General features: G+C 66.6%; 18 protein-coding genes and 1 tRNA gene. 7 read left to right on the top strand and 12 right to left on the bottom strand.

The genetic code is table 11. The features are described 5' to 3' along the window. Positions 1-162 precede the first annotated feature (162 nt). A tRNA-Tyr gene (locus AB4Z42_RS01885) sits at positions 163-245 on the bottom strand. Between the two features lie 105 nt (positions 246-350). Here AB4Z42_RS01885 and AB4Z42_RS01880 point away from each other — a divergent pair. Then, positions 351-842 (top strand): YajQ family cyclic di-GMP-binding protein, encoded by a 492-nt coding sequence (locus tag AB4Z42_RS01880; protein ID WP_442007418.1) that lies wholly within the window; start codon positions 351-353, stop codon positions 840-842. Here AB4Z42_RS01880 and AB4Z42_RS01875 read toward each other — a convergent pair. Next, positions 839-1642, bottom strand: a complete 804-nt coding sequence (locus AB4Z42_RS01875; protein ID WP_442007417.1) for a transglutaminase-like domain-containing protein — start codon at positions 1640-1642, stop codon at positions 839-841. The genes AB4Z42_RS01880 and AB4Z42_RS01875 overlap by 4 nt on opposite strands. 161 nt (positions 1643-1803) lie before the next feature. Between AB4Z42_RS01875 and AB4Z42_RS01870 the strand changes: the two genes are divergently transcribed. Then, positions 1804-2829, top strand: coding sequence for an NAD(P)H-dependent glycerol-3-phosphate dehydrogenase (locus tag AB4Z42_RS01870; protein ID WP_442007416.1), 1026 nt, complete (start codon positions 1804-1806; stop codon positions 2827-2829). Between the two features lie 4 nt (positions 2830-2833). On the opposite strand, the gene AB4Z42_RS01865 is transcribed toward AB4Z42_RS01870, so the two are convergent. The 3 genes from AB4Z42_RS01865 to grcC1 form a co-directional block, all read right to left on the bottom strand. Continuing rightward, positions 2834-3358: a hypothetical protein gene (locus AB4Z42_RS01865; RefSeq protein WP_442008087.1), complete on the bottom strand. Its 525-nt coding sequence runs from the start codon at positions 3356-3358 to the stop codon at positions 2834-2836. Between the two features lie 90 nt (positions 3359-3448). Further along, on the bottom strand, positions 3449-4327 hold the full coding sequence (gene htpX, locus AB4Z42_RS01860) for a zinc metalloprotease HtpX (RefSeq protein ID WP_442007415.1): 879 nt from the start codon (positions 4325-4327) through the stop codon (positions 3449-3451). A gap of 41 nt (positions 4328-4368) precedes the next feature. Beyond that, entirely contained in the window at positions 4369-5376 is a 1008-nt protein-coding gene (gene grcC1, locus AB4Z42_RS01855; protein ID WP_442007414.1) for a nonaprenyl/(2E,6E)-farnesyl/geranylgeranyl diphosphat synthase, read from the bottom strand. Between the two features lie 21 nt (positions 5377-5397). Here grcC1 and menJ point away from each other — a divergent pair, with 21 nt between their 5' ends. Continuing rightward, the gene (gene menJ, locus AB4Z42_RS01850; RefSeq protein WP_442007413.1) at positions 5398-6618 is read left to right on the top strand and encodes a menaquinone reductase; all 1221 of its coding nucleotides are present in this window, start codon (positions 5398-5400) and stop codon (positions 6616-6618) included. Here the strand turns inward: menJ and AB4Z42_RS01845 are convergent. Further along, positions 6615-7082: a hypothetical protein gene (locus tag AB4Z42_RS01845; protein WP_442007412.1), complete on the bottom strand. Its 468-nt coding sequence runs from the start codon at positions 7080-7082 to the stop codon at positions 6615-6617. The genes menJ and AB4Z42_RS01845 overlap by 4 nt on opposite strands. A gap of 21 nt (positions 7083-7103) precedes the next feature. Here AB4Z42_RS01845 and AB4Z42_RS01840 point away from each other — a divergent pair, with 21 nt between their 5' ends. Both AB4Z42_RS01840 and AB4Z42_RS01835 read left to right on the top strand, forming a co-directional pair. Continuing rightward, positions 7104-7538: a GAF domain-containing protein gene (locus AB4Z42_RS01840; protein WP_442007411.1), complete on the top strand. Its 435-nt coding sequence runs from the start codon at positions 7104-7106 to the stop codon at positions 7536-7538. A 125-nt stretch (positions 7539-7663) separates the two neighbouring features. Further along, positions 7664-7888: a hypothetical protein gene (locus AB4Z42_RS01835; protein WP_442007410.1), complete on the top strand. Its 225-nt coding sequence runs from the start codon at positions 7664-7666 to the stop codon at positions 7886-7888. Here the strand turns inward: AB4Z42_RS01835 and AB4Z42_RS01830 are convergent. Then, entirely contained in the window at positions 7885-8943 is a 1059-nt protein-coding gene (locus AB4Z42_RS01830; RefSeq protein ID WP_442007409.1) for an alpha/beta hydrolase, read from the bottom strand. The genes AB4Z42_RS01835 and AB4Z42_RS01830 overlap by 4 nt on opposite strands. 40 nt (positions 8944-8983) lie before the next feature. Next, positions 8984-9676 (bottom strand): demethylmenaquinone methyltransferase, encoded by a 693-nt coding sequence (locus AB4Z42_RS01825; RefSeq protein ID WP_442007408.1) that lies wholly within the window; start codon positions 9674-9676, stop codon positions 8984-8986. A 69-nt stretch (positions 9677-9745) separates the two neighbouring features. Between AB4Z42_RS01825 and AB4Z42_RS01820 the strand changes: the two genes are divergently transcribed. Then, positions 9746-10570, top strand: coding sequence for an SDR family oxidoreductase (locus AB4Z42_RS01820; protein WP_442007407.1), 825 nt, complete (start codon positions 9746-9748; stop codon positions 10568-10570). Here AB4Z42_RS01820 and AB4Z42_RS01815 read toward each other — a convergent pair. Further along, the gene (locus tag AB4Z42_RS01815; RefSeq protein WP_442007406.1) at positions 10567-11694 is read right to left on the bottom strand and encodes a glycosyltransferase family 4 protein; all 1128 of its coding nucleotides are present in this window, start codon (positions 11692-11694) and stop codon (positions 10567-10569) included. The genes AB4Z42_RS01820 and AB4Z42_RS01815 overlap by 4 nt on opposite strands. 133 nt (positions 11695-11827) lie before the next feature. On the opposite strand from AB4Z42_RS01815, the gene AB4Z42_RS01810 reads away from it, so the two are divergent. Further along, positions 11828-12505: a DsbA family protein gene (locus AB4Z42_RS01810; RefSeq protein WP_442007405.1), complete on the top strand. Its 678-nt coding sequence runs from the start codon at positions 11828-11830 to the stop codon at positions 12503-12505. Positions 12506-12509: 4 nt separating this feature from the next. Here AB4Z42_RS01810 and AB4Z42_RS01805 read toward each other — a convergent pair whose 3' ends face one another. Genes AB4Z42_RS01805 through AB4Z42_RS01795 form a run of 3 tightly spaced genes read right to left on the bottom strand, consistent with a single transcriptional unit; the run spans position 12510 to position 15459 of the window. Beyond that, entirely contained in the window at positions 12510-12980 is a 471-nt protein-coding gene (locus tag AB4Z42_RS01805; protein ID WP_442008086.1) for a DUF3592 domain-containing protein, read from the bottom strand. 41 nt (positions 12981-13021) lie between these two features. After that, positions 13022-14674, bottom strand: coding sequence for a 2-succinyl-5-enolpyruvyl-6-hydroxy-3-cyclohexene-1-carboxylic-acid synthase (menD, locus tag AB4Z42_RS01800; protein WP_442007404.1), 1653 nt, complete (start codon positions 14672-14674; stop codon positions 13022-13024). Between the two features lie 2 nt (positions 14675-14676). Further along, positions 14677-15459: an alpha/beta fold hydrolase gene (locus tag AB4Z42_RS01795; protein ID WP_442007403.1), complete on the bottom strand. Its 783-nt coding sequence runs from the start codon at positions 15457-15459 to the stop codon at positions 14677-14679. Between the last annotated feature and the right edge of the window lie 38 nt (positions 15460-15497).

The following is a 15497-nucleotide window of genomic DNA, read 5'->3' as shown; positions in this document are numbered from 1 at the left end:
ATGCCCACTCCGGTGGCGTTGATTTCGGCATGGCTTTGGGCATGGCATCGAAGGCGTTCACGTTTCAGACGTCCGCGCCCTTTCATCCTGACGGCGGCACAGAGTCCACGCGAGTTGTGAGTAAACGCAATCAGGCCCCCTCGAAAGGGGGCCTGACATGCGTGGCAGGTACAGGATTCGAACCTGTGTAGGCGTTAGCCGACGGATTTACAGTCCGCTCCCATTGGCCGCTCGGGCAACCTGCCGGGGTGCTGCACCACCCGGGTACCGGTTTGGTGCGAATAGCAGGGTACAACGAGGATGGTGCTAAGACGAAAACGCACCAGACATAACGAGGAGGGCCCAGTCCAATGGCGGATTCATCGTTCGACGTGGTCAGCAAGGTCGACCGGCAAGAGGCGGACAACGCGCTGAACCAGGCGGCCAAGGAGCTGTCCACCCGCTACGACTTCCGCGGCACCGAAACCTCCATCGCCTGGCAGGGCGAGGAGACCGTCGTCATCACGTCCTCGACCGAGGAGCGGGTCAAGGCCGCGATCGACGTGTTCAAGGAGAAGCTGATCCGCCGCGACATCTCCATGAAGGCCTTCGACGCAGGCGAGCCGCAGGCTTCGGGCAAGATCTACAAGGTCAGCGGTCAGATCAAGCAGGGCATCAGCAGCGAGGACGCCAAGAAGATCACCAAGATCATCCGCGACGACGGCCCAAAGGGCGTCAAGGCCCAGATCCAGGGCGAGGAGATCCGCGTCTCCTCGAAGAAGCGTGATGATCTGCAGGCTGTCCAGGCACTGCTGAAGGGCGCCGACCTGGAGGTCGCCCTACAGTTCGTCAACTACCGCTAGCCGATCGACACCAGCCCGTCGATCGAGTCCGAGGGCAGGTCGCCGTCCACGACGGCGGTCACGTTCATCCAGTTCAGGTTGATCCCGCCCTTGTGGTTGTCCAGGAACGCGGTGTCAGCGGCGTCGCGCCCGGTGGCGATGCGCACCAGCGTCTGCCGCGGCGCCAGGAGGGTGGCGTCCACGACCCGCCACTGTCCCTCGACGAACGCCTCGGCGACCGCGTGGAAGTCCATCGGATACAGCCCCGGCGCATACACCGAGACGACGCGGGCCGGCACGAAGACGGCCCGCAGCAGCGCCACCACCAGGTGGGCGAAGTCGCGACAGACCCCTGCGCCGGCGAGCAACGTATCCGCCGCGCCATCGATCGGGTCGCTGGATCCCGGCACGTAATTCAGCCGGGTACCGACCCAGGAGGACACCTTTTCCAGCAGCGTCGTCGAATCGACGTACCTACCGAACTCCGTCGCCGCGAAGCCGAAGAACTTGTCGGCCTCCGCGTAGCGGCTCGGGCGAAGGTACATGGACTTGTCGTACTCCGTCACCGGAGGCGGGCCCGTTCGCCCGATGATGGTCGCCGCGTAGTCGACCCTCAGCAGCCCGCCCTCGACGTCCAGTTTGTGGATGCGGTTCCCATGCGTTCCGCTGATCTCCAAGGCCTGCAAGGGTTTTCCGTCGAGGACGAAGGACAACGACTCCGTCACTTCGGCATTCGCATGGGGCGCGACAGCGATCTGGAACTCCAGTTCGGTCGGCTCGATGATCGAGACTTCGAGCTGTGCGCCCACGTCTCGCTTCATGGTGCTGATGATGCGCCTCTCGGTCGTGATACGCGAGCCGTGCGACGGTGCCGGCTTGGTAGTCGGACACCTACCCGGAATGGTTGGCCGCCAACCGCCCGACCAGCCGCAGTTGCTCAACTGCCGGTGCAACCGCCGCCGTCAGTCATACCCTGATCGGCATGGCACCTGTACAGCGCGAACCTAAAGTCGTCGTCCTCGGTGGAGGCTCCTGGGGCACCACCGTGGCATCCATCTGCGCCCGACGCGGACCGACGCTGCAATGGGTGCGCTCCGATGAGACGGCCAACGACATCAACGAGAAGCACCGCAACAGCAGGTACCTCGGTGACGAGGTCGTACTGTCGCCCACTCTGCAGGCCACCACCGACTTCTCCGAGGCCGCTGACTGCGCCGACGTCATCGTCATGGGCGTGCCGTCGCACGGGTTCCGCGGAGTCCTCGAACAGCTGGCCAAGGAACTACGGCCCTGGGTGCCGGTGGTGTCGCTGGTGAAGGGTCTCGAGCAGGGCACCAACTACCGGATGAGTCAGATCGTTGACGAGGTGCTGCCGGGTCATCCGGCGGGCATCCTGGCCGGACCGAACATCGCACGCGAAGTTGCCGACGGATATGCCGCCGCCGCTGTGCTCGCGATGCCCGATCAACATCTGGCAGCCAACCTGGCGGATCTGTTCCGTACCAAGAGGTTTCGGACCTACACCACCGATGACGTCGTCGGGGTGGAGATGGCGGGTGCGCTGAAGAATGTGTATGCGATCGCTGTCGGAATGGGCTACTCGCTCGGCATCGGCGAGAACACCCGCGCGATGGTGATCGCCCGTGCGCTGCGCGAAATGTCCAAGCTCGGTGAGGCGATGGGCGGGCACCGCGACACGTTCGCAGGCCTGGCCGGCATGGGCGATCTGATCGTCACGTGCACTTCGCAGCGCAGCCGCAACCGTCACGTCGGCGAGCAGTTGGGTTCCGGCAAGACGATCGACGAGATCATCTCGTCGATGAACCAGGTCGCCGAAGGCGTCAAGGCCGCGAGTGTGATCATGGAATTCGCCAACGAGTACGGCATCTCGATGCCGATCGCGCGTGAGGTCGACGCCGTCATCAACCACGGCGCGACGGTCGAGGACGCCTACCGTGGGCTGGCCGCCGAGAAGCCCGGCCACGAGGTGTACGGCTCGGGGTTCTGAGCGCTCAGTTCATGAACGGGTTGGTGCCCTCAGGCCGGTCCAACAGCGGGTTGCCTGCCGCGTTGATGATGAAGCTCCCCGCGGGGCTGAGAACGAATCCGGACTGGTTGCGGCTGTCCGAACAGGTCGTCACCGACCCGTCGCTGCCGCAGCTGACCGTCTGATAGCTCATCCGCGAACCCGCAGGCAGCGGCCTGGCGTTCACACTGGCGAAGACATCGCCGGCCGACGCGGCGAACGACGGAACGCCGGGCCCGCCGCTGACGAGGTTCGCACCCTCCGGCGCTGCGGGGATCGGCCCGCTGCAGCCGTATCCGCCGTTGCGCTGCATCACGCAGGTCAGACCGTCGGGCGTCTTGAAGGCGTACCACTGGTTGTCCATCACGGCGTACTCCGACAACTTCACCGGCGCGTACGCGTTCACGTTGGGTGGCGGCGGAGGAGGTGGCGGTGACGGCGGCTGAGCCATGGCGATGCCCGGCAGCCCGATCAGGGCAGCCGCCGCAGACCCGACGACACCGATGGCCATTCTGTTCAGCACGGTCCACACCCTAAGCGGTGCGGTTGTGACTCGCAGCATGCCCTTTGCATCGCCGGTCAGAGCAGCGGCGTTACCCGTCTAGTAGCGGTCGGGCCCGCGGCCGGCCATCGCCTCCAGGCGCGCGATGCGCTCTTCCATCGGCGGGTGCGTCGAGAAGAGCTTGCCGATCTTCTCCCCCGACCGGAACGGGTTGGCGATCATCAGGTGCGCCTGATCGGCCAGCTGCGGCTCCGGCGGCAGCGGAGCCTGCTGCACCCCTGAACTGATCTTGCGCAGTGCGCTCGCCAACGCCAGCGGATCGCCCGTCAACTCCGCGCCCGACTGGTCGGCCTGGTACTCACGCGACCGCGAGACGGCCAGCTTGATCACCGTTGCGGCGATCGGGCCGAGAAGCGCAACCAGAAGCATCGCAAAGGGATTGGAGCCACCCTCGCGGCTGCCGCCGAACATGCCCGCGAACTGTGCGACGAGGGCCAGCGCCGTCACCACCGACGCCATGGCGCCTGCCACGCACGAGATGAGAATGTCGCGGTTGTACACGTGGCTGAGCTCGTGGCCGAGCACCGCGCGCAGTTCCCGTTCGTTGAGGATCCCCAGGATGCCCGTCGTGCAGCACACCGCCGCGTTGCGCGGGTTGCGTCCCGTCGCGAAGGCATTCGGAGCAGCCGTGTCGCTGATGTAGAGCCGGGGCATCGGCTGGCGCGCCGTAGTCGCCAGTTCGCGCACGATCTTGTACATCATCGGCGCCTGCATCTCGTTCACCGGCTGCGCGTGCATCGCCTTCAATGCCAGCTTGTCGCTGTTGAAGTACACGTAGACGTTCATGCCGACGGCGAACAGGACGGCCAGATACATGATGTTGCGCCCGAACAAAGCGCCGACGAACACGATCAGCGCAGAAAAGCCCGCGAGCAGCAGAAACGTCTTGGCCGTGTTTGCGTGCGGATGCCAAGTCATGCTGGTCTAACGCCTACCCCGGCTCTGCAAGTTCCGCCGCCCTAGCCGTGGCGATTTGCCGTGTAGTCCGCCAGCGTCGCCAGTGCCTGGCGGCCGGGACCCTCGGGCAGATTCGCCAGCTCCTCACGTGCCTGCGCGGCGTATTCGGCGACCGTCTCCTTGGCCCGCACCATGCCCTGCGAGGCCCGCAACAGGCGCAGCGCCTCGGCCAGATCGTCGTCGTCCTCGATGGGCCCGGCCAGCAGCTGACGCAGGCGGTCGGCGTCGGGACCCGTATCCCGCAGCGCGTACAGCACCGGCAGCGTATGCACGCCCTCGCGCAGATCGGTGCCCGGTAACTTGCCGGATTCGTCTGGATCGCTGTCGATGTCGATGATGTCGTCGGAGATCTGGAATGCCGTGCCGACGATGCCGCCGAGGCGGCTGAGCCGCTCGATCTGCTCTTCGTCGGCGCCGGAGAACGTCGCACCGAACCGACCCGAGGCCGCGATCAGGCAGGCGGTCTTCTCGTACACCACCTTGAGGTAGTGCTCGACGGAGTCGACGTGGTCGGCCGCGCCCCGGGTTTCGCGCATCTGGCCCGTGACGAGCTGGGCGAAGGTGTCGGCGATGATGCGGACCGCCTCGGGGCCCAGCCGGGAGACCAGCCGCGACGCCGTCGCGAACAGGTAGTCGCCGGCCAGGATCGCAATGTTGTTGCTCCACCGTGCGTTCGCGCTCGGCGCACCGCGACGCACTTGGGCCTCGTCCATCACATCGTCGTGGTACAGCGTCGCCAGGTGCACCAGCTCGATGACGGCACCGGCGACGTCGACCTGCCATGCGTCGGGTTCGGGGCCCAGCCGCGCCGCCAGCACGGTGAACAGCGGGCGGAAGCGCTTGCCACCGGCCTGGAACAGGTGCTGAACCGCGTCGGCCATCAGCTCATCGGCTTTGCCCAGCTCAGTGGCCATCAGATCTTCGATGCGGGCCACCGCCTCGCGAACTTCCTGCGCAAACGCGGGGTCTCCGAAATCAACCCCTGCCACCACACTCGCGGGCGTCCTCACCCTGCCAACATACTGGGACCTATGGACATGCGAGCCGACGTGGTCGTAGTCGGGGCCGGACCCGCCGGTTCGGCCGCCGCGGCGTGGGCGTGCCGCGCCGGACGGGACGTCCTGGTGGTCGACTCGGCCCAGTTCCCCCGCGACAAGGCGTGCGGCGACGGGCTGACCCCACGGGCAGTCCAGGAGATGGAGCATCTTGGGCTCGGTTCGTGGCTGGATGGCCGCGTGCGGCACCGCGGGCTGCGCATGTCGGGGTTCGGCGCCGACGTAGAGATCGAATGGCCGGGTCCGTCGTTCCCTGCGACATCCAGCGCTGTCCCCCGCACCGAGCTCGACGAGCGCATCCGCATGGTGGCCGCCGACGAAGGCGCCAAGATGCTGCTCGGCGCGAAAGCCGTTGATGTGCAGCATGATTCGACCGGTCGGGTTTCATCGCTGACGTTGGACTCGGGTGCCGAGATCGGCTGCGGCGAGCTCATCGTGGCCGACGGTGCACGGTCCACACTCGGCCGGGTCCTCGGGCGTGAGTGGCACAAGCAGACGGTGTACGGCGTGGCGATCCGCGGATACATCGAAACGCCGCGAGCCAGCGAGCCGTGGATCACGTCGCACCTGGAGCTGCGCTCGCCCGAGCGTGAGGTGCTGCCCGGCTACGGCTGGATCTTCCCGCTGGGCAACGGCGAGGTGAACATCGGTGTCGGCGCGCTGGCGACGTCGAAGCGGCCCGCCGATGCGGCGCTGCGGCCGCTGATGTCGTATTACACCGACCTGCGCCGCGAGGAATGGGGCTTCACCGGGCAGCCGCGCGCGGGTCTCTCGGCGTTGTTGCCCATGGGCGGCGCCGTATCCGGGGTCGCCGGGCCCAACTGGATGCTCATCGGCGATGCCGCGGCCTGCGTGAACCCGCTCAACGGCGAGGGCATCGACTACGGGTTGGAGACCGGGCGGCTGGCCGCCGACCTGCTGGGCACCGGGGATCTGACGGCGGCGTGGCCTGCGGTGCTCTCGGAGCATTACGCGCAGGGATTCTCCGTGGCGCGACGCCTGGGGCTGCTGCTCACGATCCCCCGGTTCCTGCCCGCGACAGGGCCGCTGGCGATGCGCTCGTCGTTCCTGATGACGATTGCGGTGCGCGTCATGGGCAACTTCGTCACCGACGAGGACGCGGACTGGGTCGCGCGGCTGTGGCGGCGGGCGGGGACGGCTTCGCGCCGCATCGACGAACGGCCGCCGTTCACCTAGTCAGACGACGAGGACGATCCCGAGTCACTCGACGACGAGCCGAAATCGCTCGACGACGATCCCGAGTCATTTGACGAGTAGTCATTCGACGATGAGTAGTCGCTCGACGATGAGTAGTCGCTCGACGGTGTGTAGTCGCTCGACGGTGTGTCGTTGGAGAAGAAGGTCAGGCTCGTCGACGAAAACGGGTCGAAGCTGCTCGACGTGCTCGACGGGTCGCTCGCGCGCCCACGGCCGCCCTTTGCAGGAACGGCCTTCGGCCCCTTGGCGTCCGGCGCCGACCCGGCGGCGAGCCACAACGCGATGAGGACGTCACCGGTGGTGATGAACAGACCCCACCAGTACGCCCATCGGAGGGCAGGGTCGGGCTGCGCCACGAAGAACATGATCAGAAAGATCGGGCCGACGATGCCGAAGACGAACATCATCGCCTGAAACATCAGATATCGCTTGAACGTAGCCATTTCGAGTGCAGAATATCGCGCGTGCCCGATGTGTACCGCGCTCCGATGCGGTCCCGCCGCGACGACATCGACCTCCAGCCGACAATCGACCGCGCGCTGGCGATGGGGCTCGTCGGCTTCGGCGACGCCGAGCCCGGCGAGCGACTGGACCGTCGGATCGCCCGGTTCGCCGACGTGGCCGACGGATCCTTTGTGTGGACCCGCGACGCCGACGGCCTCTACTGGCTCGGCCGCATCGATGGCCCGCTGCGCCGCGACGACGACGGTGCCCCCGTCGATCTCGTCCACGTCCGCCCGTGCCGCTGGGTCGCCGAGCCGGTGCTCGAACCTGACGTACCTGCCGCAGTGCTCGCGACTTTCGGGCGTGGAGGACGCAACTTTCAACAGACGCACAGCCCGGTCGTCGGTGAGCAGACGGCCGCGGTGTGGCGAAAGCGTGGCGGTGAAAACCGTTGAAAGCCGGGAGATTTGCGAAGCCGAACTAAATGTAAGCCCTGCTAGACGACCTGTTCTCAATCATCCAGCGGGATTACTCTGGAGTGCACGGGCGTTCCAGGAAGCATCGGCGGAAGGAATCCACGATGCACAAGCTGACAGTTCGATCAGCATTGGCGGCGATGGCGATTGCCGCTGCCGCGCTGGGATCGGCCGCCGTTGCGAGCGCCGCACCCATGGGTCCGTGTGAAGAAGTCACGTATATCGGCCAATGCGACACGGTCCGCGATCAGCAGCGCACGCCGCCACAGCAGGGCATGGGCGAAGTGGTCCTGCCGGGTGTCGGCAACAACCCCGTCGCCGTCGGTTAGGCGAGCGACTTCGCGAACCCGCTGACGTCACGGATGCTGGCGTCGAAAACCTCCGGCATCACATGCGCCAGCAGCAGGTCGCCGCCGTGGCAGGTGCCCGCGACCATCCGGCCCACCGTGGGCACACCGGCACGGACGAGCCGGCGGTAGTACTGCAAGCCCTCATCACGCAGCGGATCGAGTTCGTTGACCGAGATGACGTGCGGCGGCATACCCGCGAGCTCTTCGTCGGAGGCCACCGCCGCCCAGCAGGTCGCGTCGTCGGAATGACTGTTGGTGGGGTCGTAGAGCGAACCGAGCAATGCCAGTTGCTGGCACGTGACGAAGTACTCGTCGTTCTCGGTGAGCGACGGCAGATCCTCGCAGTCTTCGAGCCAGCGGTTCGAGATGTACGGGCACTGTGCGTAGAAGCCCGCGACTTCGTCCAGCCAGCCTTCTTTTTTTGCCTTGTGCGAGACGGTGAGCGTGAGGTTCCCGCCGCCGGACTCACCGTTGACGATCAGGTGCGTGATGCCGAGCTCGTCGCGGTTGGCGAAAGCCCATCGGACACCCGCCGCGCAATCGTTGAGTCCCGCAGGAAACGGGTGCGGTCCCAGCTTGCCTCCGGAGTTGCGGAATTCCACGCCGACGACGACAACCCCTGTCGCGGCGAGTGATTCGCGCAATTTCATGTATCCGACGTCGGCGGCCGTGCTGATCGCCATCCCGCCACCGTGTAAATGCACCACACCCGGCAGCGGTCCGGTGGTGTCGTCAGGACGGCTGATGTAGAGGGTGATGTCGTTGCCGTCCACACCGGTGATCGTCGTGGTCGTCGTGGTGACCCCGGTGACCTCTGCGGTGGACTGCGTGAAGACGTCGAAGACCGCGCCCATGCCATCCTCGCTCATCGTGGCGAAGGCCACGCGCTCCTCCAGCGGGGCGTCGACGCTCAGCGGTATCGGCGGCTGTCGGCCGTCGAGCCCGAATTCGGCGAGCGCCTTGACCATTCGCGGGTCCGAGCGGGGGTCGGCACCGAGTGTCGATTCCGGGTCAGCGTGACGTCCGTAGGCCATGGCGCGACCGTACAACGGTGTGTAGTCGCGTACGCGCGCTTTACCGCGATGGTTTGGTCGCGGCGTGCAGCGCCACGATCCCGCCCGACAGGTTGCGCCACCGCACAGCCGACCAGCCCGCGTCGGCAATGCGACGCGCAAGGTCGGGTTGGTCGGGCCATGCGCGGATCGATTCGGCGAGATAGACGTAGGCGTCGGGATTCGACGACACCGCGCTCGCCATCCGCGGCAGCGCCTGCATCAAATACTCCTTGTAGGCCGTCGCGAAGAGTCGGTTCGTCGGCGTCGAGAACTCGCACACCACCAGCCGCCCGCCCGGTCGGGTCACGCGGGCCATCTCACGCAGAGCGGCGGCGTGGTCGACGATATTGCGCAGCCCGAAGCTGATGGTCACTCCGTCGAAGACACCGTCGTCGAACGGCAGCTTGGTCCCGTCCGCAGCGACCTTCGGCACGTTACGGGCGCTGCCCGCGGCGAGCATGCCGACAGAGAAGTCCGCGGCCACACACCAGGCACCCGACGTCTCGAGTTCCACCGTCGACACCGCGGTGCCCGCCGCGAGGTCGAGCACCTTGTCGCCGGGTCCGATGCGCAGCGCCTGGCGCGTCGCCCGCCGCCAGAAGCGGTCCTGACCGAGGGATAACACGGTGTTCGTCAGGTCGTAGCGGCGCGCAACGGCGTCGAACATCGACGCCACCTCGTGGGGGTCTTTGTCCAGCGTCGCGCGGCTCACCGGACCGACGCTACCTGTGGACTTGCTCGCAACGGGAATGCGCGGCGCTGTTCTGGGCATTCTGGGGAGGTGACCGAAAAAGTTTGGTTCATCACCGGGACATCGCGAGGGTTCGGCCGAGAGTGGGCCATTGCGGCCCTCGAGCGCGGCGACAAAGTGGCCGCGACCGCACGGAACACGTCGACGCTCGACGATCTGACAGAGAAATACGGCGATGCGATATTGCCGATCCAACTCGACGTGACCGACCACGACGCGGACTTCGCCGCGGTCAAGAAGGCGCATGACCACTTCGGACGGCTCGACATTGTGGTCAACAACGCCGGCTACGGCCACTTCGGCTTCATCGAGGAGTTGACCGAGCAGGAGGCACGCGACCAGATCGAGACCAACGTGTTCGGCGCCCTGTGGATCACCCAAGCGGCGCTGCCCTATCTGCGGGCTCAGCGCAGCGGGCACATCCTCCAGGTGTCGTCGATCGGCGGGATCACCGCGTTCCAGAACGTCGGCATCTACCACGCGTCGAAGTGGGCCCTGGAGGGCTTCTCGCAGGCGCTGGCGCAGGAGGTCGCGCCGTTCGGTATCCATGTGACGCTGATCGAGCCCGGCGGCTTCTCGACCGACTGGGCGGGCTCGTCGTCGAAGCGCTCAGACCCGTTGCCCGACTACAAAGAGGTGCACGAGGAAGCGGACCGGCTTCGCAGCCAACGCGTCTCGACGCCGGGCGACCCGCAGGCGTCTGCGACGGCGGTTCTGAAGATCGTCGACGCCGAAAAGCCTCCGCTGCGAGTCTTTTTCGGCGAGTTGCCGCTGCAGCTGGCCAAGGCTGACTACCAAAGCCGAATCGAGAACTGGGAGCAGTGGCAGCCGGTCTCGATCGAAGCGCAGGGCTAGGCAGCCTTGAGGCGCCGCATGCCGATGACCTCATCGTAGTGGCCAAGCAGCTCGTCGCAGATCGCCGGCCACGTTCGGTTCAACACGCTACGACGCGCAGCCAGCGAGTAACGCTGCCGTTCGGCGATCAGGTGCTCGACGGACTCGGGCAGCCTGGCCTCGAACTCGTCGACCGACAGCAGCAGCCCCGTGCGGTAGGGCGCGACGAGGTCACGCGGCCCACCGGCGTTCGGGGCGATCACCGGAAGGCCCGACGCCATCGCCTCCTGCACGGCCTGACAGAAGGTCTCGTGTTCGCCGGGGTGAACGAAGACGTCCATGCTGGCGTACGCGGCGGCCAGCTCCTCGCCGTAGAGCGCACCGGCGAAAATCGCTGAGGGCAAAAGAGTTTCGAGCTTCTGCCGGTCGACACCGTCGCCCACGACGACCACCTGGAGGTCGTTGCGTGCCGACAGTACCGCCAGTCTCTCGACGTGCTTCTCCGGTGCGAGACGACCGACGAACCCGACGATCGGCTTACCCTCGGGCGACCACAGGTGGCGCAGGCCGTCGTCGCGCGCCGACGGTGCGAAGCCCGTGATGTCGACTCCACGCGCCCACTTGTGCACCCGCGGGATCCGGTGGGCCGTCAGGTTTTCCATCGCCGCGGTGGACGGCGCCAGCGTCCGGTCGGCCCTGCTGTGCAGGTGCCGCGTCCATGCCCACGCCGTCCTGGCGGCAAAGCCCATGCCGTAGCTTTCGGCGAAACCCGCAACGTCAGTTTGGAATACCGCGACCGTCGGCACACCGAGGTAGCGCGCGGCGTGCAGCCCGCCGTAGCCGAGCAGCGCCGGAGACGCGAGGTGCACGACGTCCGGCGCAAACCCGCGGAGGACACCGACCATGCGCGGGCGTGGCACACCGAGCGGAAGCGAGTTGATCTTCGGAAACATCCTCGACGGCACCCGGTGAACGCGGATACCTTCGTAAATCTTGTCGGCCGGTGGCTCACCCCGCGGCGTATCCGGTGCGATGACGAGGGCCTCATGACCCGTGCAGCGGAGATGCTCGATCACCCGAAGCACCGAGTTGGTGACACCGTTGACATTCGGGAGGAAGGATTCTGCGACGATTGCAACGCGCACGACTCGAGAGTCCCATCGACGGCTGTCGACAAGGTTTCGTACAGGGATATGTCATGCAAACAGCTCGTGCCGGTGAACCGATTCTGCGCACGGCCGGTTTCAAGTATCGTTCGCACAGAGAAGGGCGGTTGACATGCGGATATCCCGGACGGCGCTGGCGCTGGCCATCACGGTGATGCTGGCCGTCGCCGGTTGCTCCTCAAAGGTGGAAGGCACCGCTCAACGGGACCCCGCGCAACCTCCGCTCACGGTGAGCAAAGACGGTTACGGGATCGTCGCAGGGTTCGACGACGCGCCGACACACATCGAGATATACACCGAGCCGCAGTGTTCGCACTGCGCGGAACTTCAGGCCGATTTCGGCGATCAGTTCGCGTACTACATCGGCGTCGGCGCGCTGAAGATCACCTACCGGCCGTTGACGTTCCTGGACACCGACTCCGACGGCTACTCGGCGCATGTAGCCAACGCACTGTTCCTTGCCGCCGAGGGCGATGCGACGGGAACGCAGTTCCAGCACTTTGTCCAGGAGCTGTACGGCCATCAGCAGCGCACCAAGGGCGGCCAGGGCCCCACCGACGACGAGATGTCCGACATGGCCAAGACCGCGGGCATGCCCGACAAGGTCGCCGAGCGCATCGCCGGCGCCGGATCGGCGGTCAACGTCGCGGACCTGGAGGAGTCCAACTTCGGGTACCTGTATGGGATCGACTCGATGAACACCGGCACGCCAACGGTTTACGACGTTCAGAAGGACGAGAAGATCGACATCTTCGACAACGACTGGTTGACGAAGCTGATGCAGACCTGACGGTCTATGCGACAGCTTGCGCCGAAACGTCTGTTCTGGCGCGCCTGCGCTCGATGAACGCCAGACCCGCCAGCGCCGCCCCGGCGATCAGCCAGCCGACCACCGCGATGGAGCCCGCAGGGATGATCGCCAAAGACGCGTTGCGGTCCTGGACGCGCACCAGATCCGGGTTGTTCGTGTCGTATTCGACGTAGATGCGCATACCCGTCTCCAGTTCGGACGGGTACAGCACACCGAGCTCGGGACGATAGGTCACACGGTCGGGCGTGACGAACTCGATCGTCGACCGTCGCGGCCCGGCGCTGAGCACCTCGGCGGCGGCCACACCCATATGCCGCTCGATCTGACGGTCATCACGCCAGGCGCCCATCACCATGAGCACCGACTGCAATGTCACCAGACTTGCGATGAGCACGATGGCGATGCGAAAGCGCCGGAACCGTCGTTGGGCCCGGGTCTCCTCGGGGTCGGGCATCAGGCGCGGAACCAGCTTGCGCCACAACGCCTTTACCCGGTTCACAGGGCAGCCTTGATCGATGCGTGCAGCGCTCGCAGCGACGACCGATCGGCCTTCACCTCCAGCACCCGCATCCCGTCGAACGGTTCGTTCAGCGCATCCACCAGGCCGTCGACCTCGATCTGGCGGCTCTCGACGTGATACGCGCGACATAGTGCGCCGACGTCCACATCGTGCGGTGTACCGAAGATCCGCTGCGACACATCGGAGAATCGCGGATCGCCCTGCTCGAGCAGTTCGAAGATGCCGCCGCCGTTGTCGTTGGACACCACGATGGTCAGATTGCGCGGTGTCGGCTCCGTCGGGCCGATCAACAGTCCGGAGCTGTCGTGCACGAACGTCAGGTCGCCGATCAGGGCGACGGTCCGGTGCGGTCCGCTCCCCTCGCCCGCCCGATCGTGGGCCAGCGCCGCGCCGATCGCCGTCGAGACCGTGCCGTCGATGCCCGCGACGCCGCGGTTGGACCGCACCTTCAGCCCCTGCGTGTTCAGGCCGACCAGCGCCGCGTCGCGCACCGGGTTGGATGCGCCGAGCACCAACTGGTCACCGGGACGCAGCGCGTCTGCCACTGCGGCCGCGACGTGCAGTCCGGTCTTGAGCGGATGCGCCTCGAGCTGGGCGCGCACCGCGTCGACAGCGTGCTGGTTGACCTCGGCGCAGCGCTTCAACCAGGCGGGATCCGGGGTGCCGCTCGTCACCGCACGGGTACCGGTGGCCGCCGAGTTCCCGGATACGTCGGGCCAGCGCGGGCCGGTCGTCAGGGCGAACACCGGGACCGCCGCGTCGGCCAGCAGCGTCGACACCGGTCTGTGCAGCGTCGGGCGGCCGAGCATGATGACCTGCTTGGGACGGACCAGTCGCAGGGCGTACGGATGCAGCGGATTGGCGGCAGGTGGTGCGGTCGGCTCGGCGACGGTCGGGAGCGCGGCGAGGTCGGGGTGCACACCGGCGCCGTGGCCGGCGATGACGACGGTGTCGGGTGTCAGGTCGATGTCGAGCGGCTGATCGAAAACGACAGGCGGCGTGTACGTCCACGGCCTGCCGTCGGGGCGTCCCTCCGGCGCGTAGCCCGTCGCCGACTCCTCCGCTCCCGGGATCAGCGGTTCGCGCAGCGGGATGTCGAATTGCACGGGGCCCGCGTTGGCCGACCGAGATCCGGTGGCGGCAGCCAAGACTCGGCAGGTCGCCGAGCGCCACTGCGCGTTCAGCGAGTCCATCCGATCGGGTGCATCCTCCGCCAGACCGAGGCTGACGTTGGCGCGCATCTGAGTGCCGAAGTACCCGAGTTGCTCGAAGGTCTGATTGGCACCGGTGCCGAGCAACTCGTAGGGGCGGTTGGCACTCAGCACGATGAGCGGCACGCGTGCGTAGTTCGCCTCCACCACGGCGGGGCCGAGGTTGGCCACCGCGGTGCCCGACGTCATCGCCACGCAGACGGGTGCGCGCTCGGCGACGGCTAGCCCGATCGCCAGGAAGCCGGCGGTGCGCTCGTCGATCCGCACGTGCAGCCGCACCCGGCCGGCGCGATCGGCGTCCTGCAGGGCAAAGGCCAGCGGTGCGTTTCGCGAACCCGGGCACAGCACCACGTCACGGACGCCGCCGCGGATCAGCTCGTCGACAACCACGCGGGCCTGCGCAGTCGAGGGGTTCACCACTACAGACTATCGGCGAAGAATTTCAGCACCGCGGCGTTGATCTCCTGCGGCTTCTCGATGAACCCGAGATGGCCGACGTCGGGGAACTCCAGGTAGCGACCCTTCGGCAGCGCATCGGCGACCTCACGGCCGAGGTGCGGCGGCAGCGCGAGGTCATCGCTGAACCCGACGACGAGCACCGGCGTCGTAATACTTCGGTAAGCAGGCAGCCGGTTCCCGTTCGGGGCGACATCGAGCTGCGCCCGCATGCCGGGCGTCGACTTGTTGGGCCACATGGTGAACATGTCGATCCAGTCGCGTACCGCGTTGTCGTCGTCGAGTGTCTTAGGCGAAAAGCTCTCTATCAGACGGAGTTTCGCGTCGAAGGAGGCGGGCAGCTCGATGCCGGCGTCAGCCAGCTCGCGTTCGGCCGAGCGGAAGAACTGGCGGGTGCGGTCCTCGCGGCCTCGCGTGGCCATCAGCACCGCCGAGTGGACCAGTTCTGGGCGCGCGAGCATCAGCTCCTGGGCGATATAGGAGCCCATCGACACCGACACAATGCGCGCAGGCGCTGCGTCCAGCTTCTCGATCAATGCGGCCGTGTCGGCGACCATCTGCTCGATGCCGAAGTCGCCGGCCTGCTCGGTGGCGCCGATCCCGCGGTTGTCGAAAGTGATGCAGCGGTACCCGGACCGCTGGAACTCCGGCACCTGGTGCAGGTGCCAGGTGCGGCCCGCACCGCCTCTACCGGCGATGAACAGCACCGGATCGCCTTTTCCGCGGTCGTCGTAGGCCAAATTCACGCCGCCGACGCTACTTGACCGCGCGATTTGTGCGCGTT

It is taken from the genome of Mycobacterium sp. 2YAF39 (assembly GCF_052114565.1).
Lineage (GTDB): Bacteria > Actinomycetota > Actinomycetes > Mycobacteriales > Mycobacteriaceae > Mycobacterium.
This window is presented reverse-complemented; position numbering and strand designations above follow the sequence as displayed.

What these genes read in the sequence shown, in the direction of transcription:
- AB4Z42_RS01880 (WP_442007418.1), top strand. Translation starts at nt 351, where the DNA reads ATGGCGGATTCATCGTTCGACGTGGTCAGCAAGGTCGACCGGCAAGAG.
- AB4Z42_RS01845 (WP_442007412.1), bottom strand. Translation starts at nt 7,082, where the DNA reads ATGGCTACGTTCAAGCGATATCTGATGTTTCAGGCGATGATGTTCGTC.
- AB4Z42_RS01805 (WP_442008086.1), bottom strand. Translation starts at nt 12,980, where the DNA reads ATGCCCGACCCCGAGGAGACCCGGGCCCAACGACGGTTCCGGCGCTTT.
- AB4Z42_RS01870 (WP_442007416.1), top strand. Translation starts at nt 1,804, where the DNA reads ATGGCACCTGTACAGCGCGAACCTAAAGTCGTCGTCCTCGGTGGAGGC.
- AB4Z42_RS01875 (WP_442007417.1), bottom strand. Translation starts at nt 1,642, where the DNA reads ATGAAGCGAGACGTGGGCGCACAGCTCGAAGTCTCGATCATCGAGCCG.
- AB4Z42_RS01810 (WP_442007405.1), top strand. Translation starts at nt 11,828, where the DNA reads ATGCGGATATCCCGGACGGCGCTGGCGCTGGCCATCACGGTGATGCTG.
- AB4Z42_RS01830 (WP_442007409.1), bottom strand. Translation starts at nt 8,943, where the DNA reads ATGGCCTACGGACGTCACGCTGACCCGGAATCGACACTCGGTGCCGAC.
- AB4Z42_RS01835 (WP_442007410.1), top strand. Translation starts at nt 7,664, where the DNA reads ATGCACAAGCTGACAGTTCGATCAGCATTGGCGGCGATGGCGATTGCC.
- htpX (WP_442007415.1), bottom strand. Translation starts at nt 4,327, where the DNA reads ATGACTTGGCATCCGCACGCAAACACGGCCAAGACGTTTCTGCTGCTC.
- AB4Z42_RS01865 (WP_442008087.1), bottom strand. Translation starts at nt 3,358, where the DNA reads ATGGCCATCGGTGTCGTCGGGTCTGCGGCGGCTGCCCTGATCGGGCTG.
- menJ (WP_442007413.1), top strand. Translation starts at nt 5,398, where the DNA reads ATGGACATGCGAGCCGACGTGGTCGTAGTCGGGGCCGGACCCGCCGGT.